37 protein-coding genes are annotated in these 24,559 nt (G+C 32.3%); 36 read left to right on the top strand and 1 reads right to left on the bottom strand.

From position 1 onward, the window contains the following. Window positions 1–251 precede the first annotated feature (251 nt). The 7 genes from IJL02_RS04250 to IJL02_RS04220 all read left to right on the top strand — a co-directional run bounded on the left by IJL02_RS04250 (window position 252) and on the right by IJL02_RS04220 (window position 8,946). A complete protein-coding gene (locus IJL02_RS04250; RefSeq protein WP_292809323.1) occupies window positions 252–2,000 on the top strand; it encodes an MATE family efflux transporter in 1,749 nt (582 codons plus the stop codon). A 12-nt stretch (window positions 2,001–2,012) separates the two neighbouring features. After that, window positions 2,013–2,309, top strand: coding sequence for an STAS domain-containing protein (locus tag IJL02_RS04245; protein ID WP_292809321.1), 297 nt, complete (start codon window positions 2,013–2,015; stop codon window positions 2,307–2,309). A 92-nt stretch (window positions 2,310–2,401) separates the two neighbouring features. After that, window positions 2,402–4,459: a GH3 auxin-responsive promoter family protein gene (locus IJL02_RS04240; protein ID WP_292809319.1), complete on the top strand. Its 2,058-nt coding sequence runs from the start codon at window positions 2,402–2,404 to the stop codon at window positions 4,457–4,459. A gap of 90 nt (window positions 4,460–4,549) precedes the next feature. Beyond that, window positions 4,550–5,866 carry a 3-phosphoshikimate 1-carboxyvinyltransferase gene (gene aroA / locus IJL02_RS04235; protein WP_292809318.1) on the top strand — a complete coding sequence of 439 codons (1,317 nt, stop codon included), beginning with the start codon at window positions 4,550–4,552 and terminating at the stop codon, window positions 5,864–5,866. After that, window positions 5,866–6,495 carry an endonuclease III gene (gene nth / locus IJL02_RS04230; protein WP_292809446.1) on the top strand — a complete coding sequence of 210 codons (630 nt, stop codon included), beginning with the start codon at window positions 5,866–5,868 and terminating at the stop codon, window positions 6,493–6,495. Before aroA ends, nth begins: the two co-directional genes overlap by 1 nt. Window positions 6,496–6,643: 148 nt before the next feature. Beyond that, window positions 6,644–7,591: a cysteine synthase A gene (gene cysK, locus IJL02_RS04225; protein WP_292809317.1), complete on the top strand. Its 948-nt coding sequence runs from the start codon at window positions 6,644–6,646 to the stop codon at window positions 7,589–7,591. 152 nt (window positions 7,592–7,743) lie between these two features. Next, window positions 7,744–8,946, top strand: a complete 1,203-nt coding sequence (locus IJL02_RS04220) for a site-specific integrase (RefSeq protein ID WP_292809316.1) — start codon at window positions 7,744–7,746, stop codon at window positions 8,944–8,946. Between the two features lie 995 nt (window positions 8,947–9,941). Here IJL02_RS04220 and IJL02_RS04215 read toward each other — a convergent pair. Further along, entirely contained in the window at window positions 9,942–10,079 is a 138-nt protein-coding gene (locus IJL02_RS04215) for a hypothetical protein (protein ID WP_292809315.1), read from the bottom strand. 191 nt (window positions 10,080–10,270) lie between these two features. On the opposite strand from IJL02_RS04215, the gene IJL02_RS04210 reads away from it, so the two are divergent. The 29 genes from IJL02_RS04210 (at window position 10,271) to IJL02_RS04070 (ending at window position 24,549) form a co-directional block, all read left to right on the top strand. Next, window positions 10,271–10,570 (top strand): hypothetical protein, encoded by a 300-nt coding sequence (locus IJL02_RS04210; RefSeq protein ID WP_292809314.1) that lies wholly within the window; start codon window positions 10,271–10,273, stop codon window positions 10,568–10,570. A 2-nt stretch (window positions 10,571–10,572) separates the two neighbouring features. Further along, entirely contained in the window at window positions 10,573–10,983 is a 411-nt protein-coding gene (locus tag IJL02_RS04205) for a hypothetical protein (RefSeq protein WP_292809313.1), read from the top strand. 1 nt (window position 10,984) lies between these two features. Then, window positions 10,985–11,179, top strand: a complete 195-nt coding sequence (locus tag IJL02_RS04200; RefSeq protein ID WP_292809312.1) for a hypothetical protein — start codon at window positions 10,985–10,987, stop codon at window positions 11,177–11,179. Further along, entirely contained in the window at window positions 11,176–11,385 is a 210-nt protein-coding gene (locus tag IJL02_RS04195) for a hypothetical protein (RefSeq protein WP_292809311.1), read from the top strand. The genes IJL02_RS04200 and IJL02_RS04195 overlap by 4 nt, the downstream gene beginning before the upstream one ends. Window positions 11,386–11,391: 6 nt before the next feature. After that, window positions 11,392–11,841, top strand: a complete 450-nt coding sequence (locus tag IJL02_RS04190; protein WP_292809309.1) for a hypothetical protein — start codon at window positions 11,392–11,394, stop codon at window positions 11,839–11,841. Between the two features lie 6 nt (window positions 11,842–11,847). Continuing rightward, window positions 11,848–12,099 (top strand): hypothetical protein, encoded by a 252-nt coding sequence (locus IJL02_RS04185; RefSeq protein ID WP_292809308.1) that lies wholly within the window; start codon window positions 11,848–11,850, stop codon window positions 12,097–12,099. A 4-nt stretch (window positions 12,100–12,103) separates the two neighbouring features. Then, on the top strand, window positions 12,104–12,274 hold the full coding sequence (locus tag IJL02_RS04180) for a hypothetical protein (protein ID WP_292809307.1): 171 nt from the start codon (window positions 12,104–12,106) through the stop codon (window positions 12,272–12,274). A gap of 2 nt (window positions 12,275–12,276) precedes the next feature. Then, a complete protein-coding gene (locus tag IJL02_RS04175; RefSeq protein ID WP_292809306.1) occupies window positions 12,277–12,624 on the top strand; it encodes a hypothetical protein in 348 nt (115 codons plus the stop codon). 1 nt (window position 12,625) lies between these two features. Further along, window positions 12,626–13,366, top strand: a complete 741-nt coding sequence (locus tag IJL02_RS04170) for a hypothetical protein (RefSeq protein ID WP_292809304.1) — start codon at window positions 12,626–12,628, stop codon at window positions 13,364–13,366. 48 nt (window positions 13,367–13,414) lie between these two features. After that, window positions 13,415–13,693, top strand: a complete 279-nt coding sequence (locus tag IJL02_RS04165; RefSeq protein ID WP_292809302.1) for a hypothetical protein — start codon at window positions 13,415–13,417, stop codon at window positions 13,691–13,693. Window positions 13,694–13,699: 6 nt separating this feature from the next. Next, the gene (locus tag IJL02_RS04160) at window positions 13,700–14,254 is read left to right on the top strand and encodes a hypothetical protein (RefSeq protein ID WP_292809300.1); all 555 of its coding nucleotides are present in this window, start codon (window positions 13,700–13,702) and stop codon (window positions 14,252–14,254) included. A 62-nt stretch (window positions 14,255–14,316) separates the two neighbouring features. Then, window positions 14,317–16,062: a hypothetical protein gene (locus tag IJL02_RS04155; RefSeq protein WP_292809298.1), complete on the top strand. Its 1,746-nt coding sequence runs from the start codon at window positions 14,317–14,319 to the stop codon at window positions 16,060–16,062. A 499-nt stretch (window positions 16,063–16,561) separates the two neighbouring features. Beyond that, on the top strand, window positions 16,562–16,948 hold the full coding sequence (locus IJL02_RS04150) for a hypothetical protein (protein WP_292809296.1): 387 nt from the start codon (window positions 16,562–16,564) through the stop codon (window positions 16,946–16,948). Further along, window positions 16,949–17,662, top strand: a complete 714-nt coding sequence (locus IJL02_RS04145) for a hypothetical protein (protein ID WP_292809294.1) — start codon at window positions 16,949–16,951, stop codon at window positions 17,660–17,662. Between the two features lie 16 nt (window positions 17,663–17,678). Then, on the top strand, window positions 17,679–19,124 hold the full coding sequence (locus IJL02_RS04140) for an HNH endonuclease (RefSeq protein WP_292809292.1): 1,446 nt from the start codon (window positions 17,679–17,681) through the stop codon (window positions 19,122–19,124). After that, the gene (locus IJL02_RS04135) at window positions 19,124–19,441 is read left to right on the top strand and encodes a hypothetical protein (RefSeq protein WP_292809290.1); all 318 of its coding nucleotides are present in this window, start codon (window positions 19,124–19,126) and stop codon (window positions 19,439–19,441) included. Before IJL02_RS04140 ends, IJL02_RS04135 begins: the two co-directional genes overlap by 1 nt. Then, on the top strand, window positions 19,425–19,949 hold the full coding sequence (locus IJL02_RS04130; protein ID WP_292809288.1) for a hypothetical protein: 525 nt from the start codon (window positions 19,425–19,427) through the stop codon (window positions 19,947–19,949). Before IJL02_RS04135 ends, IJL02_RS04130 begins: the two co-directional genes overlap by 17 nt. A 1-nt stretch (window position 19,950) precedes the next feature. Beyond that, window positions 19,951–20,301, top strand: coding sequence for a hypothetical protein (locus IJL02_RS04125; protein WP_292809286.1), 351 nt, complete (start codon window positions 19,951–19,953; stop codon window positions 20,299–20,301). After that, a complete protein-coding gene (locus IJL02_RS04120) occupies window positions 20,298–20,648 on the top strand; it encodes a hypothetical protein (RefSeq protein ID WP_292809284.1) in 351 nt (116 codons plus the stop codon). The genes IJL02_RS04125 and IJL02_RS04120 overlap by 4 nt, the downstream gene beginning before the upstream one ends. A 119-nt stretch (window positions 20,649–20,767) precedes the next feature. Then, window positions 20,768–21,397, top strand: coding sequence for a hypothetical protein (locus IJL02_RS04115; RefSeq protein ID WP_292809282.1), 630 nt, complete (start codon window positions 20,768–20,770; stop codon window positions 21,395–21,397). 4 nt (window positions 21,398–21,401) lie between these two features. Then, window positions 21,402–21,737 (top strand): hypothetical protein, encoded by a 336-nt coding sequence (locus tag IJL02_RS04110; RefSeq protein WP_292787944.1) that lies wholly within the window; start codon window positions 21,402–21,404, stop codon window positions 21,735–21,737. Window positions 21,738–21,745: 8 nt separating this feature from the next. After that, on the top strand, window positions 21,746–21,880 hold the full coding sequence (locus IJL02_RS04105; protein ID WP_292787946.1) for a hypothetical protein: 135 nt from the start codon (window positions 21,746–21,748) through the stop codon (window positions 21,878–21,880). Beyond that, the gene (locus IJL02_RS04100; RefSeq protein ID WP_292787948.1) at window positions 21,874–22,293 is read left to right on the top strand and encodes a hypothetical protein; all 420 of its coding nucleotides are present in this window, start codon (window positions 21,874–21,876) and stop codon (window positions 22,291–22,293) included. The genes IJL02_RS04105 and IJL02_RS04100 overlap by 7 nt, the downstream gene beginning before the upstream one ends. Window positions 22,294–22,311: 18 nt before the next feature. Further along, window positions 22,312–22,794 (top strand): hypothetical protein, encoded by a 483-nt coding sequence (locus IJL02_RS04095; RefSeq protein WP_292787950.1) that lies wholly within the window; start codon window positions 22,312–22,314, stop codon window positions 22,792–22,794. Continuing rightward, window positions 22,791–23,150 (top strand): hypothetical protein, encoded by a 360-nt coding sequence (locus IJL02_RS04090; RefSeq protein ID WP_292809280.1) that lies wholly within the window; start codon window positions 22,791–22,793, stop codon window positions 23,148–23,150. Before IJL02_RS04095 ends, IJL02_RS04090 begins: the two co-directional genes overlap by 4 nt. Continuing rightward, entirely contained in the window at window positions 23,147–23,332 is a 186-nt protein-coding gene (locus IJL02_RS04085; protein ID WP_292787954.1) for a hypothetical protein, read from the top strand. Before IJL02_RS04090 ends, IJL02_RS04085 begins: the two co-directional genes overlap by 4 nt. Beyond that, a complete protein-coding gene (locus IJL02_RS04080; protein WP_292787955.1) occupies window positions 23,329–24,030 on the top strand; it encodes a thymidylate synthase in 702 nt (233 codons plus the stop codon). The genes IJL02_RS04085 and IJL02_RS04080 overlap by 4 nt, the downstream gene beginning before the upstream one ends. Next, window positions 24,027–24,221, top strand: a complete 195-nt coding sequence (locus tag IJL02_RS04075; RefSeq protein WP_292787956.1) for a hypothetical protein — start codon at window positions 24,027–24,029, stop codon at window positions 24,219–24,221. The genes IJL02_RS04080 and IJL02_RS04075 overlap by 4 nt, the downstream gene beginning before the upstream one ends. Then, window positions 24,214–24,549, top strand: a complete 336-nt coding sequence (locus IJL02_RS04070) for a hypothetical protein (protein WP_292787958.1) — start codon at window positions 24,214–24,216, stop codon at window positions 24,547–24,549. The genes IJL02_RS04075 and IJL02_RS04070 overlap by 8 nt, the downstream gene beginning before the upstream one ends. Window positions 24,550–24,559: the final 10 nt, after the last annotated feature.

Here is a 24,559-nt window from a genome sequence, read left to right as displayed (position 1 = left end):
ATGTATAAATACTGGTATATATAAATCTTTTTTTAGTTATTTTTCTAAAAAATGTTAGTATTTAATAGAACAAATTGGTTTTTTTATGAATAATATATAATATTGATTATTACTAAAAAGTATTCAATATAATTATTTCATCTACATTGAATTGAGGGGATGTTAGAAATACGAATATTCTAATTAAAAATATATGTATATATATTTTAAAATTTAAAAATAGTAATGTGTATTTTACAGTTGGTTGAATTATGAATTTATTAAGCAATGATAATAAATTATTAAATTCTTTTTTTAAAAACTATTTATTCGGAACAGTAATTTCTGTTGTACTTACTATTTTAACTGTTATTTTAAATGGAATTGTCATTGGTAATTTCTTTGGCAATATTGGTCTTGCAGCATTCGGTTTAGCGATGCCAATTATTTATGCCAATCTGGCAATAGGATATATTTTCTCGTATGGCGGTTCCATTGTTGCATCCAATAACCTGGCTGATGAGAAAAGAGTAAATAACAATTTCTCCGTGACTTGTATTGTTGCGGCAATTGTGGGGATTGTTTTAACTGTATCATTGTTATTTTTTTCAACAAATGTTGCCCAAATATTAGGTGCATCAGGCGAATCATTAGATGCAACTGTATCACTAATGAGAGGTTTGTTTTTAACGATATTACCTTTGATGTTTTTATATATTTTTGTAAATTATTCAAGAATCGATGGGTATCCTCTATTGGGTCTTTATGCTGGTTTGATATTATTTATATTAAATTTAATTTTAGATTTGGTATTTGTACTGATATTGAAAATGGATATTTTTGGTATTGGACTTGCAACTGCATTAAGTAACATGATTACAGTTCTATTTCTATTGAGCCATTTTCTTTCAAAAAAAAGTTCATATAAATTCCAAAAGAATTTAGAATTTAAAATGGAATTGTCCGAGATAATCAAGTCAGGCCTTCCAAGTGCTTTGAATCAGGTTTATAATATGGTCCGTACAATAATTACAAATAATTTAGGAGTATGGGTTGGTGGAGTTATATTTTTAGGTGCCCTTTCTGTACAATCGAATGTTTATACATTGTTATGTAGTGTAGGTATTGGAATCGGGTCTACTACTTTAGCATTGGGCGGTGTTTTTTATGGTGAAAATGATAAAACTCACTTGGAACAATTATTGGAAATATCAATTAAATATGCATTGGTTATCATTTTTATTATTTCTATAATTCTCTTTATTTTTGCCCCTTATTTCGTGTACATGTTTGGAAATAATCCTGAAGTGTATGACACTGCAATAAGAGGTCTTAGAATATTTACATGGTCTTTGCCGTTTTCGGGATTATGTTTTATTTTATTGAACTTTTATAATGCAACACAGCAGCTAAAGATTGCCAATTATATTAGTTTCGCCCATAGTTTCCTATTCTTGTCAGCATTTGCAACAATATTTTCATTTTTAATTGGTGGTGATGGTATTTGGATAAGTTTTGTATTGTGTGAAATTGTTACATTGCTTAGTTTACCTTTCTTAATTAAATTAAAAACTAAAAAATTCCCTAAATCATTAAGTGATTTTGTAATTATGGATGAAAATGAATTTCCATCTGAAGACACTTATACAGCATATCTTGAGTCAGAAGAGGAGTTATTGGACCTCGTTGAGAATATTGATGAAAAATTGAATGATAGTGATTTGAATGATAAAACCAAATTGAGAATACAATTGATACTTGAGGAAATGGGAACAACTATTTTTACCCATGCCTATAAATTTAAGAAAAATAAATATTTAAATATCAGAATTCTTTATAAGAACACTGAAGAAGTAATTATTTATTTCCAGGATAATGGAGTTCCTTTTGATATTGAAGGCGATATCTGGAATAAAAAGGAATTTTATGGAATTAAAATAGTTAAAAACTTTTCAAAGGACATAGATTACAATAACAACCTTAAATTAAATAACAATAAGATCATTATTCCTAAAAACTAAATTGGTGAATTTATGGATATAGAAAAACAAAAAGACGGAAAAAAATTAGATATTAAATTAGCGGGTAGATTGGATACAAAAACTGCTCCTGAACTATCAGAAGTACTAAAAGATAGTTTAACGGATGTTGAAGAGTTAACTTTTGATTTATCTGAATTGATTTATATTTCAAGTGCAGGACTTAGAATAATTTTATCTACTCAAAAAACAATGAACGAACAAGGTTCTATGAAGGTAACTAATGTTCAGGATATTGTTATGGAGGTATTCGAATCAACTGGATTTGTAGATATCTTGACAATTGAGTAGTTTGAGGTTGAATTATGGATTTAAGCAATATTGATATTTCTAAATTATCCTTTTCTGAACGGTTTTATTTAAAGTGTATTTCAGATGGAAATATGGTTCGTGAATCATTAGATATTATGACCAAGGACCCTATGAAATATAATGCTGATTTATTGTTTAAAATTCTTGAGGATAATAAAGATACAGAGTATGGTCAAAAATATGATTTTGCAAATATTAAAAGCATTGAGGAATATCAAAACAAGGTTCCTATAACTGATTATGATAGTTATGCAGATTACATTTACAGAATGACTGAAAACGGAGAGAAAAATCTATTAACCTCCTATGAAGTAATTCATTATGCAAAATCATCCGGTACAATGGGGAATCCTAAAAGGATACCTGCCAGCTCTCTTAATCAAGAAATCAACATGAAATATAATTATGCTTATCTATTCAACATGTTTTCTGAAAAAGTTGGTTTTGACTGGATTAAATATCCTTTTTTAAATTTAACAGAACTTTCCATATCTACATTGCCTTCCGGTGACACTTATGGTTCTATTTCAGGTAAGATAATGGGTGGTTTTGGCGATAAAATTTCTGAGTTTATCACATCTCCGATTGAGGCTTTAATTCCTGAGGTCGGAACTGATATTCGTTATATCCATGCACGCTTTGCATTAATAAATCCTGACATTTCATTTACAATAACCAGTTTTGTAAGTTTGTTTTTAGAAATTTTACGTTACATTAAAGGTAATTGGGAACTGTTAGTTAAAGATATTGAAAATGGGACTATTAATGAGTCTGTAAAAATGTCTGATGAAGTTCGTGAAAGTTTACTTGGAAAAATCAAACCGATGCCTGAAAGGGCAGATGAACTTAGAAAAATATTCAAAGAAGGCTTTGATGAACCTATTGTTCCTAAAATTTGGCCGAGAATGTTGCTCCTTATAGGATGTGGATCTGGAGGTTTTTCAAATTATGTTGAAAAAATTAAAGAGTTTACAGGTCCTGAATTTAATTTTGCATTAATTGGATTAACTGCATCTGAAGGTATATTCTCACTTTTTACTGAATTAAACAGTCATGATGAAGTTCTCATACCTGACAGTATGTTTTATGAGTTTTTACCGTTGGATGCTGATGGGGACTTTAGTAAAATCGTGACTCTGGATAAATTAGAAGAAGGAAAAGAATATGAAGTTATTACTACTAATCTATCCGGATTTTATCGTTACAGGATGAAAGACGTTGTTCGATGTATTGGAAAATATAACAACACACCAATGATTGAATTTTTATATAGGATGGACCAATGTTTAAGTTTGGCAGGTGAGAAGGTTAACGAAGTAAACTTAAGAGCAGCAGCATATAAAACAGAAAAGGATTTAGGATTCGATTTAATAGATTTCTCAGTTTATGCTGATTCGGAATCATCTCCAATGAAATATGTTTATTTAATGGAAGTTGAGGATTTACCGGATGATGTAACAAAAGGAATCATTCAGAAAAAAATAAATGAGAATTTCTGTGCTACTGATCCAGTTTTACAAAATAAACTTGAAAAAGGGTTACTTGGAAAAACAGAACTTCATTTGCTGCAACCTGAAACTTATCTGCTATATAAAGAATTAAAAGTTGCCAGAGGTTCTTCTCCCGCTCAAGTTAAACCTCCTAGAATACTAATGGATGAACTAGATAGGTCTTTCTTCAATATTTTAATAGATGAAGAATTGGACCAGGATTGCGGATTGAAAATGGAAGAAATTATTTTAAAATCTAATACAGATAATTTGGATGTACTTTTATTAACAATTGAAGAATTGCTCGAAGATAAAGAAGTCCCAATAAAATCTAAATTGCAGTTGGAGTTAATAATGGAAGAATTGTTTGTAAATATTTGTAATTATGCTTATGAAAAAGAGGGTGAAATAAAAATCCAATATGGACTTTTAGAAGACCCTTTGAGGATAATTATGAATTTTATTGATGGAGGAATAGAGTTTAATCCTTTAAATAATGAGTCTCCTGATTTAACTCTTGAAGCAGAAAAAAGAGAGATTGGTGGATTAGGTTTGACAATAGTTCGGAAAAATGCGGATAGAATTGATTACAATTATGAAAATAATCAAAACATTTTAACTATTGAAAAAGTATTTTAATTCATCTAATTATCCAATTTTGGAATTTAATTTATTATTATCTAAAATTTAATAAATGATAAATATTTTATATATCTTTGGCATGATAAAATGATTCTTAAGGTTAAAAAGATTTCAGAAATTGGGGGTGTTGTCAAAGCGCCGCCTTCAAAAAGCTATTCTCACAGAGCAGTAATTTTGGCATCACTTGCAAAAGGCACTTCGAAATTATATGACATGTTGTATTCTGAAGATACTTTGGCATCAATTAGAGTTTGTAAAGCGTTGGGTGCTGAAATTAATAAATCTGAAGATTATTTGGAAGTTATTGGAACAGGAGGGAAACTTCACAATTCTTCAACTAAACCGATTGATTTGGCAAATTCTGGAACTACCTTGCGTCTAATGACTTCGGTGGCTGCTTTAAGTGATAATGAAGTAGTTTTAACTGGTGATGATTCCCTGCAAACCCGTCCAATGGGTTTATTAATGAGCGCCCTACAACCGTTGGGTGTCAATGCAGAATCAATTAATGATAATGAAAAGGCACCAATATTGATTAAACCAGGTTATGTTGGTGGTGAAACAAATATTTATGGAAATGTTAGCTCACAGTTTATTTCATCAATTTTAATATCTTCACCTTTGTCAAAACATGGTGTAGCATTATATGTTCTTCCGGAATTTAAATCAAAGCCATATGTTAACATGACTTTGGATATTATGAGAAAATTCGGTGTTAAAATACTAAAAGGATATTACTTAAAGCACGATAATTGTGATAAGGAGCATCAAAGTTGTAGGATTGATGAATTTAAGGTTATAAAGCAGGAATATGTGGCTTGTGATTATACAGTTGAAGGTGATTATTCTTCAGCATCATATCTTTTAGCATTGATAGCTATTAATGGTGGAAATGCTAAAATTAAAAATCTGTTTAGGAATTCTAAACAGGGAGATAAGGTAATTTTAGATATATTGCAAAAAATGGGTGCCACAATTATCCGTGGTGAGGATTATGTTGAAATTGCATCAAATGGACATTTAAAATCTATAGATGTTGATTTGTCTAATGCTCCGGATTTGCTCATCACCGTTGCAGTTCTAGCGGCGATGGCTGAAGGCACTACTAATATCACTGGTGTGGCTCATGCCAGAGTTAAAGAAACTGACAGAATTGATACTACTTGCAGAGAGTTAGAAAAATTGGGCTGTAAATTAACTGAACGCGAAGACGGAATGAGTATAACTGGCGGAGTTGGCTCAGGTGTTGTTGATTCTCATGGAGATCACAGGTTGGCTATGGCATTTTCACTAATTGGTTTAAAACATGATATTGAAATAACAAATGGGGAAGTATTTGACGTGTCATTTCCTAATTTTATTGAATCTATGGCTGAGTTAGGATTTGAATTGGAGTTGGTATGATGAATAAGGAAGAAAGAGTAATTGAACTTGTAAATCAGCTTGACAATACTTTTGAAATAAGGACTTTTTTAGACCAGGATCCTTACAAGGTATTAGTCAGGACAATTTTGTCCCAAAGAACAAGAGATGAAAATACAGATCAGGCTACTGAAAATTTATTCAGTAAATATAAAGACATATATGAAGTGGTTGATGCTCCAATTGATGATATAAAAGAATTGATTAAACCTGCAGGATTTTATAATGTTAAAGCTGCAAGAATTCAGGAAGTTTCACAAATTCTCATTGATGAATACGGTGGTGAGGTTCCAGATACTTTAGAAGAGCTTGTAAAGCTGCCTGGTGTTGGAAGAAAAACTGCCAATTGTGTATTGGTGTTTGCATTTGACCTACCAGCTATTCCTGTTGACACTCATGTTCACAGAATTTCTAACCGTTTGGGTTTGGTTGATACAAAAGAGCCTGAAGAAACTGAAGTAGAACTTTCAAAAATAGCTCCTAAAGAGTTATGGATTAAGTTAAATGATTTGATGGTTCAGTTCGGTCAAAATATCTGCAAACCTCTAGGGCCTCAGTGTGAGATTTGTCCCTGCACAGAAATCTGCGATTATTTTGATGAAAACATCTAATTTTTTTATTTTTTAAAATTTTCCAAAACATTTATAAACTAAAACAATGTTATATAACAATAGTTATTATAACATTCGTTATATTTAACTTAAAGATAACCCTTTTAATATACCATTAAAAACAATTAATATAATAGGAGAAAAAATTATGGCAAATATACCAGAATTAAAAAGAGGAGTGCTCGACAGTATTACTGATGCTATTGGAAACACTCCAATTGTAAGATTAAACAATTTAACAAAAGACTTAGAAGCAGAAGTGGATGTAAAAATAGAATCATTTAACCCAACAGGCAGTGTAAAGGATAGGGTTGCAGTTGCTATGATTGAGGATGCAGAAGAAAAAGGACTGCTTAAGCCAGGTGCTACAATCATCGAACCGACAAGTGGAAACACTGGTATTGGTCTTGCATTTGCAGCGGCTGCTAAAGGTTACAAATTAATTTTAACCATGCCTGATACCATGTCTGTTGAGAGAAGGAAATTCCTAAGCGTTTTGGGTGCAGAACTTGTTTTAACTCCTGGTGCTGATGGAATGGGTGGTGCTATTGCAAAAGCTAATGAACTTAACGAAGAAACTGAAGGTTCAATTATTTTAGGTCAATTTGACAATCCTGCAAACGTTAAAATCCATGCTGAAACTACTGCTCAGGAAATCTTAAGGGACACTGAAGGAAATGTTGATATTGTAGTAGGTGGTGTTGGTACTGGTGGAACAATTACTGGAATTGGTAAAGTATTAAAAGAAGAAGTTCCTGGTGTAAAAATTGTTGCAGTTGAACCAAAAGATTCTCAAACCTTGGGAAAAGGTGAAAAAGGACCTCACAAAATTCAAGGTATTGGTGCAGGATTTGTACCTTCAATTTATGATTCTGATGTAATTGATGAAATCATTCCTGTTGCAAATGAAGATGCTGGAAACACATTGCTTGCTCTTGCTAAAAAAGAAGGCATATTTTCAGGAATATCTTCCGGAGCTGCAACTTGGGCTGCATTGGATTTAGCTAAAAAAGATGAAAACAAAGATAAAAGGATAATAGCAATTTTACCTGATAATGGTGAAAGATATCTCTCTGTAGAATGGTTATTTGAATAAGAATAATTATTTATACTATATTTAGCGAAATATGATAAACCTTTACAAATTTATCATATTTCCAAAAATATATTTTTCATATTCATAGGAATATGATAATACTTTTCAAATGCTCTCTCTCAACATTAAAATAGAAATGAGAGATAGAAATTATGAACATGAACAACCATGAAATTCTTCAAGAATTCTTCATAGTCAAAGGCCACAAAGGCAAAACACAAGAAACATACCTACGAGCAATAAACAACTACTCAAAATTCCAAGGCCTAACCATGCAAGAACTCATCGAAGAAGCAGAAACAGAAGAAGACAACAACATCATTTGGAAAAGAAGAAAACTCAAAAAAAGACTACTAAACTATAGAAGCTACCTAATAGCAAACTATAAGAAAAACACCGTAAACACCTACTTCACCCAAGTCACCGCAGTATACAAATACTTCGAAATCGAAATAGGCAACCTAACACGTGCAAATCCCAGAAGTTATAAAACTCCTGGAGAAGTAACATTCGATGAACTGCCAACACATGAAGAACTATCACAAGTCTTACATGTAGCGAAATTATGGTTTCAAGCAGCATTGCTTTTCATGACATCAAGCGGTTGTGCAAGAAAAGAAACAATCGAAATGACAGTAGGCCAATTCAAGAAAGCAACATATCCTTTCCACAAAAAGAATGATATTGTCGAAGCATTACACGTCTTAAAAGACATGAACAATGTTATTCCAACATTCAAACTCAAAAGGAAAAAAACAAACAAACACTATTACACCTTTTGCAGTCCGGAAGCGGTGTCTAAGATTGTGGAATACTTGTTGAATGATCGGATTGAAACACTTGAAGACGGCAGCCTAAAACTAATACATCTCAATGATGACGATAAACTATTCGACCGTGCAGAAAACTATCTACCAGTCGCATTCTACAGATACAATGATGAATTCAACTTCGGTGTTGCAAGTGACGGGTTCAACAGATTCCGAAGTCACATGATGAGAAAGTTTCATTCAAATCATCTTCGGAAATCTGGTATGAGTGAGTCAGATATTGATGCACTCCAGGGCAGGTCAAAGACAACTACTCATGCAGCATATTTCCTGGATGATCCAACTGTACTTTTGAAAAAATATGTTGAACATTTCTCATGTCTAGTCATCGAGGCTAATGTTAATAATATTGATTTCAAGAGTCCGGAATATCAAGAGTTGGAACGAAAGTATCATGAAAAAGAAGAAGAAATCGTGCATATGGAAGATAGGTTATCATCGATTGAAGAAAGGTTAGCTGATATAGACCAAAGACCACAATCAAGGGAAAGTATTCTTAAAAAGATTAGTGAATCCTCAAGGTAGTGTTACAAAAAAGTCAATGATAACACAGAATAATTATTGTAACTGGTGAAAAATCGGAGAAAATTAGTCAAAAACAAATGAAATTTTCTAAAAATTTTTGTGAATTACTCCATATATTCGAAGAATTTTCCCATTTTTCTTCTGGTTACAATCTCTTGGTTTAAACGAAATTTTTATTGAGAACCTGTATTGCATGGAAAATTATAGAGTCACTCCTATAAATTAAACACTCTTTAATATTATCTAAATTTAATCACTCCTCTATATTTTTCATGCAACATACAATTGAATTTTTTTTATGATTCTGCTTGTGGTTCGGGATGATTTCATGTTGGTAAGGATAACTAATTTTTGGTTATCATCTATGTGTTTTCAGGTCAATATATAAATAGTGTCCGGCATTTTATTTTTTTAGTATTTTTTTGGGATTATTTTTTGGGATTATTTATTTTGTACATTTCACTATTTTTCAAGTGTTTTTTTAAAAGTTTACCCCATGTGTTTTTGCAAAAATCGATAAACAAACTAATAAAAATATTAAAAAACATTGAACAAAACTTAAAAAACTAAAACAATAAATTTAAATAGTTCAATTACTAAACTATAATCAACCATCAAAAAACAGTACTCAAATTAAAAATATTTTTTTAAGATCACCTAACCTGATGGTGAAAATCTACAATATACTATGAGAAAATATATTGTAAAACAAGATTATAAATATTTGAAAAAATAGATATTATAATTGTAACATTTGTGTTTTGAGAGCTTGGTCATAGTGTTGCAGCACATCGCAAGCTCCTAAACACTGGTTATTAAAAATAAGTCACGCGGATGTGAAAGTATTCTTATAACCAATAGACATATTTATCTTAAATGCTATTTAAATTTTATTAAAATAGTCGCAGACAGAATGCGAAGTTTTAAAGTGTTAGCTTGGCTTTTAAATGATTTTTAAATAGTTATTTTTTGAAAAAAATATAATGTTTTTAAGACTACTCATTTTCACTAACATATGCTCTGATGAAATCATTCAAGATGTTTGTGATAGTTGTGTCATTTTTGGCTGCAATTATCTTGAGTTTTTTCTTTAACTCCGCATCTGTGATAAATGTTATTTTATCAGTTTCCATATTAAAAATTCCTCCATTCTTATTTTTAGTAATTTTATAATGTTATTTTTGTAATTTAAACTATTTATAGTTATTCATATAATTATATAATAGTTTATGAGAATATTAGTATATTATAATATGTGAATAAGTTTATATACTAATAAAACCAATATTAAATCAAGAAGCAATTACATCATGTGTTGCAGCACATGAAAAATTACTTCAAAAAATGCGGATGTGAAAGCATGGAAATTAGAAATCAGAAACTATACATCGATGGCGTTGCCATCGGAGACAAAGAAAGAGTATTCGAACTACTTGACAAAGCAATCAAGTACGACGAATGCAAACCTATTTTTGAAGAACTAAAAGAAGAGAACACAAGATTCAAAGCTAAAAACCTCGCTTTAACCAAAAGGTTACAAAACGTAACACTTTGGGATTTATCTCCTGAAGCACAGGAAGAAGCAGGACACGCTTTAGCAAAAAGTCTACTCGGAGGCAAATAAACATGTCCTCCCAAAAACTCTTTTTAGAATTTCAAGATGACAGCAAATTCCACGTCATCGACGCTGACAACAATACCATAGGTGCAGCATACGAAATTCCAGACGCTATCAAAGAAGCAAGGAAAACTTCAAATGCACCAATTGATATTGAAGATTCACATGCAGGATTTGAAAGACTCTGCGTAGCAGAAAAACCAATAGAAGCTATTGCAGACTCCGAAGTATTCATCTCTGCACTCGCAGAAATCGGAGGTATGAAAGTCAAAAAACTATTCGACGACAACATGCACTTCATCGGCTACACCATGGAACCAATCGAAGAAGACGATTTCACCAAAGCAGAACTTGCAGAGATAAAAGCAGAAGAAGAACTTTTAAGTTCATTCGATTGTTATTTCGAGGAGGAAGTATAACATGAAATGGTTACCAATCCTCAGAGCAGAAACAGACAGCACACATGTTTTTGTAAAAACAAACCGTGGAATCGAACCTGCTCAAAAACAATACGAATTCTGCAACAGAGCAAAAACCGGAGACTTTGCATTATGCAAATCCCAAAAAGGCCAACTCATCATGATGGACTACAGCAATGAAGAGGTGGAAGCATGAGCAAAACTCCTGCAAGACTCGGTAAAGTAGAAAATAATGTTTCTCCATTAATGAATTTAGGAAGCTGGGTGTTACTACACCCAGCTGCAATTGTACTTGGACTTATTTTAATCATGTTCTTTAGTGGAGTATTACTATTTGCAGTAACCGGTCACGCTGCTGTGGAAAGTGGTAGTATGAGAAACTTCATTGCAACTGGAGTGTGATTCAGGATGGATCATAAACCATTCATCATCACAGACCTTGATGAATACAGACAAGAACACGCTGAATTAACCGAACAATACCTTCAATTAAAAAGGAACATTCAAACACTTGTCGAATCTGACGATGATGAAACATTAGCCAACACAGCAGGAGAACTAAAAAGAATCTACTGTGAAATGCAAGCCATGTTCTGGAAAGTCAAAGAAGAAGAAGTCAATATGAAAATTGACCAATTAAAACTAGATAATCCAGAAGACTATGAATCTGTCGAATACTATGAGTTACTCATCAAGAAATTCGAACATTATGACAACTATGCAAAGTATCATTACATGGCTAAGAATCAAGACTACACCTATAATCGACATATCAGGCCAGTAGTGGACCATAAAATCATTGGTTTTCATAATTGCATTGATTCTGTGAAAAGAAGAATAAGAGTATTTGGGAAGTAGATATCTATGAAAACAATCTGCCTTGAAGACGTTAACACTCATGATTCAGTATTCGATGCATATTCCACTTGTAAATACCTTGAAAGACAAGGAATCGAACTCGATGAAATTACACTTGGAAATGTGCATGATGAAATCGAAGAAGCAGTAGATACTCATAATCTACCAATTACCCAAGTGATCTATGAACAATCATATCCAACAGATAATGGAATCCACTCATGGACCAGTATTGAAGGATATCTTATAGGAGCATAAAATAATGAAGAGTTTTAAGCAATCATGTGAAGACATGACAATTTTAATCGAATCATGTTGGGATGAAAACAATCCCAACGATGGCAAAACCTTCGATGAAAGATTAGCAGAAAAAACTGCAAATCTAGAAGGTACAGACAAAGAAGTAATGAACCGAATTTTAGGAGGAAACTAATTATGAAATTTATAAGTAATTCCTGGTCTCCCAACATGTTCTCACTTCATGAATGGGATATGAAATGCCATGAATTAAGTGAAGACGAGTTTAAAGTGTTAAGCTACGATGGTTTCTCTCATATGGGAAACAAAGCGTTAGCTAAAATATTAGGAGTTGCATACAATCCAAGTCCTTTCACTCTCAGACCAGGAGATGTGTTACTTGTAGCACATTTGAAAGGAGGTAGATTACCTGAAAATGCAGAATCTATCCCTGAAAATGTTGTATTAGAATTTTACTGTTATCAAATATTGGAGTCTGAAACTCCTTTGATACGTGAAGAAGAAATCTATATGGAGGAATTTTAGAATGGGTTTAGAACCAACTGAAAATCCCACTATCCAAGCAGCCTTGGAAGAAATGGGAGAAATAGAAAAAGAAGAAGAAATCGAAGAAAAACAATTGTACAAAGATACAGTTGACTTTGAGAAAACTGGTGGTGGTAAAGTTGAAGTTATCACTGAACATGATCCATCTGATGAAGAAATCTTTGAAGCTGTTATTGATGACAGCATTGAAGAACATATGAAAAATAGTCTTGATGAAGATGGAGAGTTAATACAAGTTAACCAACAAAGTCACCAGTTAATTGATGCTGATGTGTTAAATCCTATGATTAGTGTTGCTAATCGTGTGGTTATTGCTACTCGTGTAGCAGATGCATTGAAAAGTGTACTTGAATCACAGAATTTGATTCAAACCATAAGCGGAAACAATTATGTTACTGTATCTGGTTGGAGTACTCTTGGTACAATGATTGGTATACGTGTTGAAATTGAATCTGTGGAACCTTTCCCAACCAAAGCTCGTTTTGGTTACAGGGCTAAAGTCAATTTGATTGATGGTCGTGGTGTTAAAGTTGGTGAAGGTGAAGCTATTGCAACTTCATCAGGCAGACAAAAAGAGGAACATGCTGTGTATTCCATGGCAATTACACGTGCAACCGGAAAAGCCTTTAGATTATCACTTGCATGGATTATGGAATTAGCTGGATACTCCAGTACTCCTTATGAGGAAATGCCGGAGGCAATGATTAACGATACAAGTTAATCTTTCTCCCTTATTATTTTAAATTTTTTATGCGGATGTGAAAGAAGAATGGACTATGAAAACATTGAAAGAATGCACAATACCTTAACAAACGAAAATCAGATAATGGTTTTCGAATTAGTTAGTGGTACTAACGTTCCATGCAATAATCAAGACAGAATAACCCATCAAGGTGGAGATATCTTAATTGAATCTGATGAACATTTAACCACTAAATGTTTAGATTTAGATTCTATCTGCTCCATAATGGTTATGGACATGGATTTGATGAATGAAAAATTAACTGAGACAAGAAATGAACTTTTAAAAAAATTATTTAAGGATTGAGTAACAATGGCAAAAACTGATTTAACTAAATTATTTGGAATGGAAACTGGAACAGAAGAAAACGACCTTGAAGACTACAAAAGATACTACTTATCTGATATGGTAGCAGGTCAAGCTTTCAGCGGTGAAGCAAGTGTTGAATTATTCCCTATAGTGGAAAGAGATGACGAAGTCAAAAAATACTCACAAATTCGTTTCAGATTAATCGACGAACATGAAAACCCATTCCTCGGTGAAGATGAAGAACCAGAAGTTGGAGAATACTTAGACATTTACCTCAACTGTCCTAAATTCAAAGACAATGGTATTGCAACCCGTGTTCAAAAACCAACTGAAAGATTTGACTTCCACAGAAACCTCTGGAACTGGTTAACTGGAATCATGAACATCATTGACCCAAAGTCACTTATTGATCCAAAAACTGGGGATGAAATTAACATCTTCAAAAAAATCAATTTGAAAAATGTTGCAGATTTCATTGATGGTAAAAGAGTCACCATTGAACAAGTAGAAGTCGATAACTCTGATTATCCTACTTTCAAAATCACCAAGATTGAATAACATCCTTTCTTGGTGGTTTATTTGTTTATTTTATTGACTGGACCAGGAGGTGAAAATGGACTATGGGATTAGAAGCTGCACCTGAAACAGAAATGTTATGGAATCTTGATTATGGTATTAAAATGGAAGATGGTTTTACTATAAAACCAATTCCATTTAAAAAAGGCTGTAAGTATTTCTTTTACGATAAATCCAAAAAATTAGTCAGTAAATTGGATGGTAAAACTCCATTGGAATTAACTGAAAATTCAACTATTGGAAAAGAAATCAAAAAACACATTGACCCAAAGAATAAGTATAACAAAACCACTATTACTGAAATTTTCAGTGATTTGAAAATAACATTAGAAAGTTTTGTTGATGAATATGTTGAAGTTGAAACAGCTGTTCAAAAACAAAACGAAGAAGATGAGTTAGCTCAGAACAAACAAGAATATGAAAAAGGACTAAGTCTCTTTGAAACTAAAGATAATCCTTTATTATATATTGCTAGTTTAACCGATTGGTATACTGCAGGGGAACGTATTAACACAATGATTACATTCCTTTGTTACTGTAGTCAAGTTATTCTAAAAAATCCAATATCTGTTATTGGTTTAGGTGAAGGTTCTTCAGGAAAAACATTTGTTGAGAATACGGCCTTGTCAATGATTCCTCCTGAATTTGTAATCTATGAAAAGAAACCTACACTTCCTGCAATGTTCCGTCGTGCTGAATCCAATCCTTATTATTATGATGGTAAAATCGTAGTGTATGGGGATATGGGAGGAAGCAGCGACCAAGATGAAGTTGAAGAAACAAAAAATCTTCTTAAAGAATTGCAAACTGATGGACATTTGGTCAGGCCTATTACTATTAAAGTTGATGGGGAATTCGAGGTAGTTGATTTAGTTTTAAAAGGATTTCCTTGTTTAACTTACACTACTGTCTCTAATTATGATTTTGATAGTCAAGAGTTGTCTCGTAGTTTTATTTTCACTCCAAGAACAGATAATCGGAAAATCTTCAATGCTCAAAAATCTTGTTTAGAATTAAAAGGAAGTAAAACAGAGCAAATTTACCAGTCAATGTTGGATTTGAAATCATGTGTTCAAAGCATGGTTTTAGGTTTAAGGTATAAATTTTCAGATATTATTATTGTTAATCCTTATTCTGAATCTATTCTCAAGTTCATTGGAGAATCTGAATTTTATAAAAGGGATTATGATAAGTATAATGGTATCTTGAAGGTGATAACTGCTTTCAATAGTATTGGACGTCCTGTTTTTAATGTTAATAATCAGAATATTATTTTCACACAACCTGAAGATATCCAGTATTTTGTTAGCTTATTTAGCACATATAAAGCAAGTATTACTCATAATTTGTCTAAAAAAGCTACTGAAATCTATAAGGATATTATTGAACATGACGGGGAATGGGATTATCAACCTGATACTAAATTTGAAGAAGCATTAGATTTTGGATTTACTGTTAATGATTATTATGAGAAGGGTAATGTTCATTTGAATAAGAGATCACTTCAACGTTATTTTAGTGAGTTGAATCGTGAGGGTTATTTGAAAGTTGTTGGAAAATCTTCTCGTAGTAATATGTATGCATTGATGGGCAGTTCCAGTGATGTTGCTGCGGATTGGAGTAATTTGTTTTCATTATCTGAGTTTACTGTTAAACATTTGGAGTATGAGTATCCTGAAGATATTGTTGAGAACATTATTTTGCATGATAACGTGTATGATGAGGAGGTTAGTATTTTAAACCAAAGTGATGATGTTGTTAAACCATTTTGGGTTGACTTTGATGATTAAATATGGTTTTTCGCAGATAGGGTTGCTTTGTTGATGATATAGGCTTTGATTTCATTGTCTTTTATGTTTAGCGACAAAGCGACATAAGGCGACAAATGGGTTTGTCGCTATAATCAATATGTGGAAAAATGATATTATTGCTTTGTTTATCGAAAGGAGGATTTTAAAGGATTATTCAATTTTTGAGTTTTTTTATAGCGACAAAAATTTTGACAACGACAAAATTCAACAATTGACTTTGTTGTCTTGTATGTTCTGGAAAATTTTTGTCGCTCAAATTTTGGATAATGATTGTATGGTCTTGGTTTGACTTGTAAGTGTTTGTATGGTCTTGTTTATGGGGTTGTCGCTAAAACTTTTGGTTTGTCGCTATAATTTAACCATTATGAAACAAGGCAGTACAAGTCTTATTTTGTTTGATTAAGACTTTTAAAGAACTTTGAAAACGACAACATATTTTTGTCGCTAACTTGTCGCTTAAACATATTTGGTGGAGATTATGATTGACTATAAAAAAATCAACAAGGAAATTTCCCAACAAAAATGGGATAGAATTCACAATAAAACTGTTGATGAATTCACTTGTTACTATTGTCCTGGAGTTGGTCATGAGTTATGCACTCATCCACAGCATTGCATATTAGATAAAGAATTCCAAAGATTACGCGGTGAAATCAGTGCGATATACGATTATGTTGGATACCTTGCGGATATTTATGATGATGCATTAGATTTGAAGGAAGAGTTTCCAGAAAAGGATTATGATGAATTATATGTTAATTTTAGTCCTAAAAGGAATCGTATTACAAGGGCTGTGTTAAAAAAGAAAATTAATGGGCATTATAAGAAATTAGATGAATTGAAAACAAAAAAAGGTGGATTCTAAATGAAAGATTTGAATTTCAATGATTTGAGGAAGAACACTATTTATATTGATGCAAGAGAAAAAGGCGGAAAATATGATAGGAGCAGATTATTTAGAAATTATTATTTAAAGTTAAAAAGAGGAAAATCAAAGAAAAAAGGGTTCAATCAACTTAAATTTATAGAATTCGACAATAATTTAGAAATTGGGGATTTTGCTTTTGAAAATTGCATTGTCGAATTCAAGGAATTTGAGAATTTTAAACAAGATTGTAGAAGTGGGGAATTAACAAGATATGTTGAAAATATGCATATGAGTGATTATAAATCTAAGATGTTATTGGTCAGATGCACTCCTGAAGAATATGAATGGTTGTACAATGCTGATGATCTATATAAAGGAGTAGTTAGATTTGGAGATAAAGTGAATATAATGTTTGCACCAGATTACCGTAGGTGCTGGGAGTCTATTATTCACATGTTTTGTTTAAATGCACATCATATTATTCAACCTCCACGGAATAAAATGAAAAAGAATTATAATTATGCTCATAATATGTTATGGGCCACTCACGAGTTGAGTGAAGGACAGATAAAAAAGATTATTCAAAAAACAAGGATTACCACAATCCCTCATGTGTTAAATTTGAATGTTAATATTTTAATTGAATGTGGGATTAAAAAGGAACAAGCCGAACGAGTAATTAAAGTTCTAAATGGTGAGCCTTTAATTTAATGGATGGTGTTAAATTATGAATGAAACTGCTTTTAAGATAGACCATTGGGAATTTAAGAAGGTGGATGATGATTTAATCTGTGGGCATGGTTTAGATAATGAGCCAGATTATTGTTCAGTAGTGTACTATTATCCTTCAGTAAATAATTGGGATGATATAGAAGCAATGTTCAGACAAGAAGATTTTCCTCTTTTCAAAACTCCTCAATTATTCAATGAACTATGTGATAAGCTTGGTTATTCTTTTCCGGAATCTATTTTAAAAACATCAAAATTATTTGATAATTATTACCATTTAAAACAGAATATTCAGTGGTTGATAGGTAATGAAGTAATTGATGGAATCAATCCAAAGCTGATGAGGGACATAATTGTTTCAAGGCATTACTTGACAACTGATGACTGGGTATCATTTAAAAATGATATAGGTCCAAGAAGAATGAAATATATTTATGAATCCAAATTATGTAATCCTTTTTGGAATTCATATGATAATCTTGCTGTATCCATACATAATGTGATGTCTTATTTTGGAGTTATGTATCCCCATGATAAATTGAATTTATGTTATCAAGTAACTGATGATTCCCATTCTCAAAAGATACTTATTCCAAAAAATTATACATTTGAAGAATTATTTGAGAAATTAATTAATTCTATAAACTATGGGGAATATAAAAGGCTTCTTAAATTTTGTAAAAAGGAATTAGAATATCAATTTAATTTATTTAAAAAATATAATACGTGGTTTTATGATGACAGTATTTGTGAGAAATGGAATACTGAGTATCAATTGTATGATATGGATAAAAGGATTAAAATGGAGGAGTTTATTCATGAAACAACACTGAAAGAATTTGATTTAAGACTAACTTTTATTAATTCTCCAAAGTTTTGGATGTATTGTAAAATTAAAGATATTCGTAAACCATCACGCGTTCAAAAAAATGATAAAAGAATTTCCGTGTGGTCAGGTATTGATGAAGGAGACTATGTTCAATCATGTATAATCTATGATGTGGATACGAATAAAGAAATTAAAGGATTGTTACTTGATGATATTGCAGATTTTGATAAATGGGAAAACATATGTGATGTTAAAATATTAGCAAAATATTTCCCTAATGAATCAAGACCTTTATTAATTTCTAAAATGGAGATAATCTCCTTCCCAGAAAACAATAATCTATCAACCAACCGTAACCAAGAAACTCCAGGGTATGATAAATGGAGAAATGCAATTATTAAAAGAGACAAAGTTTGCCAATGTTGTGGTTTGGATAAACATTTGGAAGCACATCATCAATTTGGTTATGCAGAACATCCTGAATTAGCTACTGATCTCTCTAATGGTATTGCTTTATGTAAATTCTGCCATGACAAGTATCACTCTATTTATGGTTTGAAGAATATTAATCCACGAGATTTAGTGGAGTTTGTTAGAAAGTATGGGGTGAGATAATGTTTGTTTATTGCTTATGGGAAGGAGACATTCATGAAAACCGAAGAATACTACTTGCTCATGAAAAACACTACCCAGAAATAGAATTTGAAAACATCTGCAACACCATCAGAAACAAACTAATCAATTTCACCAGCAAAAACCATGAAATAATGGACACATTCAACGGAGTTAAAAGCATCTGGGAATACAGCATTGACGAGGCCCTAATGAGAGACATCAAAAAAGTATTAATCGAAGACTATGATTTCATTGAACTAAAAGATTTCCCAAAATATCATGTTAAAGGAGTTGATCCATATGACTATGAAAATTGAATATGTTCCAGACGAGTATACAACTATTGAATCACAGGAAATGAATGACAATCTGGCATTCAAACTTGTTAAATTCAATACAGAAATCTACGGGATAATCAGTTACAATCCCTCCTCTAAAAAAGAGGAAAGTGTAATATTATTATCCCCAGAAAAAGATAAACTCTCCAATACCTTTTCTTCTTTAGGATGGGATGGTGGTCTAGGTTGTAAAAGTTTCATGGTATTTGCACGTGACGCTAAAAAATACTTGGAAAATGCACCATCTGAATTAGTGGTTTATTTGGGTACTGAGGCACCAGATGAATATCGTGAAGTCATCACAAAAGACCAGGAGAAAACATTATATGAGAAAGTTGCAATCTGTTTGGAAATAATGGAAATGAAATTTGAAGATTCTTTCCATTACAAGTATGGGGATATTATAGTTACTGTTTTCATGTGTATTACTATACTTATGGTTTTGATTGCAATTGCGAATACTTTACATCTTTATGGAGTGATATAAGATGTCTACAGTAGATAAGTTTAGAGATTATTTAAAGTTATTAGATGAGAAAGAAGCTAAAATCAAAGAATTAAAAGATGCGGTGAATAGTGAAACATCATTGAAATTAGACTTACTTCACAAAAGTAATGAAGTTAGATTACATCCTGATAAGGTTAAAGAAGAATATGAGTTATCAAAAGCTCCAACTGAAAAGCAGATTCAAGCACACATTGATGAAACCTATAATGAGTTAACTGATGATTATGAATTAGCTAAACAGAACACTAGTCTCATCCGTAAGGATTTAGAGTTAATTGATAATCGCATTAGCTTTGAAAAGTACGTGTTACAATTGGAGATGAAACAATGACTACCACAATCTGTAATGCAAGAATAACCAGTTGCTGGCTTGGTTTCTTCAGCCCTGACTTAGCAGATGGTAAAGATTTTAAACTTAAAATGGAATTGAAATTAAGCACAAAAGGAGAATGCATTGTTGAATTGAATCCAATTAAAATCCCAATGCTATTAGAGTTATTAGGCCTCAGAGGATTTAATGAAATTGAAGGCAAGTATATTCAAGTGAAATATGAGGGAAATAAACGGCCTGATTTCATTAAAGATATTCTTGCAAGTGAATCTGATGAATGGTTTGAACTGGATAATGGGATTTATCTTGGTTCCAGAATTACAGAAGGTGTTCCTAATGAAGAATAATGACTCAAAATCATGTCTTAATTGTAAACATTGTTATGATAAAACCCAATGTGTACTGAGAGATGATCTAATAGAAAAAGTAGGCAGTTGTTGGATATGGAGTCCGAGGTGAAATATCTATGAGTGATTACTTCCTGCAATTAAATGATTCCATCAGACAACTTCACAATGAAATACAAGACTTTGAAAGAAGATTCTGGGAAACCGAAGACGGTGAACCAGAAATGATAAACATTTGGATAGAAGCATATGCAGCATATCATGGATACAATTTCTATTTAGAAGTTGAAGTAAAAGGAGAAAATACATGGACCAGTAAATGGCATGAAACATTCTGCAAACACTTCCAATGCAAATTAAACAATATCCGAAAAGAAGTAGTTAAAACGGATAACAATTATGGTGATGGATTCAAAGAAAAATGGATTTACACCTACGAACCAAATAACTGGAAAAACTACAATGACCTCAGATACGATGACCTTGCAGTAGTAGAATTCCAAAGACACAACAGTTGGGAAACAGTAAGACTTGATTTAACAATCAACAATGATTTCACAGACAGCATGTGTGTCAGCACAAGTTTCTATGATGCTTTAAAAGAAGCCAGTCCAAACAATACAAGTCTAACTGTTACTGAAGAGGTTTACGAAAGATTACATGACTCTGTCCGCAATGACCGTGAAACCGGATTTGTTCAATTCCTAAGCATTGGAGACCGAGTAAGATTTAAAAAATGGAAAAGGTGATTAGATGAGTTTATATAGCGAATATTTAGACGCAAAAAGTGACTTGCTAAGCAAAGACTTAGCATTTAAAACAGCAGTAGATGAATGGTTCCGTGAACATGAAGGATTAATGTTAATGCAACCAATCGACTTAATCGACACATTAACAATGGATCACTTCACAATCACAACCACCATGGCATTTGAAAAACATTTACGTGACTTCGAAAAAACATTCCAAGTCCAATGTATCATGATACACCACCAGGAAATATTAACTCCAATAACTGGAGAAGAAGTCTCACGTATTGAATATAATGTGAAACATGTTTGGAAATTCCATTTCAAAGAAAAAAAGTGAGGTCACATATGAATCCAGATTTTTATGTTAATGTAGCAGACTTAATGCCTGAAGAACTGCCAAGACCAACACGTAAAAAGCTCATGGAAGACGGTGTTGAAATACCAATCATAACAGTAACATGTGAAGGGATAGAATGGTAATGGTAAGATATGTTTATCAAAAATCAACTCAAACATTTGAAAAAATGCCTAATTACATTTATCCTAAAAAGAACGGGTGTTTTGAGATACGAAAAAGAATTGATAAAGTATTAACTTATTGGGGGACTTTCCATAGTCTTGAGGAAGCTGAACTATGGAGGGCCTATTATATTGGGAAACATTGGAATGTGAATCCAAGCTTTAGAGGAAGACAATACATCATTAAAGCAAATGGAGGATATTTTGTAGCGAAAATAATAAACGGTAAAAGAGAGTATTTTGGTTTCTTTAAAGATTTTAAGGAAGCTGAACGTGAGCGGGATATTTGTCTTGCTTGTAATTGGGATATTAACCAGATTGTTGAATTTGATGAATCTGATTATTGTTGGTTAGACCAACCAATCGAAGCATAAATAGGAGGATAGAAGAAAATGACTGGAGAATATTGGGCAGAACTGGAAAACAATCATCATTACATTATCGTAGATGGTGAGCATGATAGGACTTATTATTGTCCTGCAGAAGCAGTAGCTAATGACCTTAGTAGAATTTTAAATGATAAGAATAAGAAAATCAGCGATTTAAACAGACGATTATATAATATCAGACACTCTGTTGTATTTGAAATCGAACGAAAATTAAGTGACACAACTGAGCATGTGGCCTTTGTAACCAATGAAGAATTAGCATGGGAATTCTGCGATAAACACAAAGATTGCAGTTATCATCAAATCCACATCACAAAATATCGCAACGAATTAGAAGCTAAAAGAGCACAGGTTCCATGTTGCGGATCATGTGACCACGCATCACCACAAATAAAATCTGAGGGATCAAATATTATTTTCTGCAATTCACTTCATCAGGAAGTAAATGAAGATGAATACTGTTGTGGTTGGGAGAGGGAGCCATGATTCCCCATGCAATAACAGAAGACCTACGCAATGGAATGGGATTAGAAGAATGTTTAATCAAACATGAAACTAATCTCAAAACTTTATTTGATAGAGAATACCCTGATGAAATAAAATGTGACCCAGAATGGAGATACATTGAAAAACGAGGCAGAGGATACAATATCAAAAAGAAAATATTCAAATCCACCTACTATTATGGGAAATACAAAACCTTAGAAGATGCGCAACAAGTAAGAGACAAATTAATCTGCATCAATTGGAAACAAAACCAAGTGGATAATATCTGCAAAGAATTAGGGATAACCCGCATCCCAGGTAAAAACGAACAAAGATATTCAGAGGTGCCACAATGAATGATTACTACAAATTATATCTCGGAATACTCATAGCTTGGATAATCATCACAGTATTATCTTATACTGTCAATTGGACCATTAGCAGAAATGGTTTTACAGAAATAGCATTGTGGTTAATGTTTTTAATTCTCGGTTTAATAGGTGGTCGAACATTAACATTAAAAGAAGTGAGAAAATGAGTTTAGAAAATATCTGGAAAAAATTATTAAAAGAAATAATCACAAAAGGCCATGAACACACAAAAGACGACAGCCCATTACATGAAATAATTGGAGTGCATGAATTCATACCAAACCAATTCCAAACTCCAATCTATTTACCTCCAAGTGAATTCCTTAAATGTGTAAAAAAAGGAGCATATGACATTAAAGATTATCCGATGAGTGGTGAATCTTTACATGATTATGTGGCCAGTATTGATGATTCATACATTATTGAGGGTGGAGACTTTGTCTACACTTATCCAAATAGGATTCTTAGATATAATACTGTTGATCTGTTTGGTGAAAACATACTTATCGACCAATTAGAATTAATGATGAACCGTCTTGAAAATAATCCTGGAAGTAACAGAGCTGTTGCAGTAATATATAATCCTGGTCTTGATGGAGTAGCTGAAGACATCCCTTGTCTTCAATTCCTCCAAGCATTAATCCGAGATAATGAATTAACATTAACAATCATCTTCAGATCAAATGATGCCTACGGAGCATGGCCCGCCAATATGTTATTCATAAATTACATAGGATTGAAGTTAGTTGATGAGTTAAGGGAAACCTATCCTGGACTAACCTTTAAAGGGAGTTACTACAATTGCAGCAGTCTCCACATTTATGAAACTGATATGCCTGCAGCGGAAAAAATAGTGGGATTATGAAAATAGATGCAGATGATCTTCATTGCTTACCAGATAAAACACATAAAGATTGTGACTGGTATGATGAAAAGGAAATGGAATGCACCAATTGGGGAGAATTCGAAGAGGATTGCCAACCAGCTTATGTAGAATGTTTTGCTCCAATTGGAAGCATTTTCAAAGACAAAAAAGGAGGGTTAAATAATGACTGATTATTTAGTGGAAATTGGCAAAGCAAAAAGAGCTTATACTAAAGCATGGACAACATTTAGCGATAAATTAGATGAATGGGAAGACGAACACGAAAAGATGGGAGAATTCGTAATAGGACTACATTTTAAAGATAAAAAGATGGTTTATATCAAATTCCATGAAACCAAAGTGAATATGGATATTGTTAATAAGGCCTGTGAAGATTTCAATCTTCAAGTAATGCACAAGCATACACTTGAGAATTATTTTGCAGGAACAAAATCTGTAGAATTTGAGTTAAGACATAAAGATTATCCATTTGCAATACCGGAGGATTTGTTAGAATGAGTTATTATGA

The organism is Methanobrevibacter sp., assembly GCF_017427765.1.
Taxonomy (GTDB): Archaea; Methanobacteriota; Methanobacteria; order Methanobacteriales; family Methanobacteriaceae; genus Methanocatella.
This window is presented reverse-complemented; position numbering and strand designations above follow the sequence as displayed.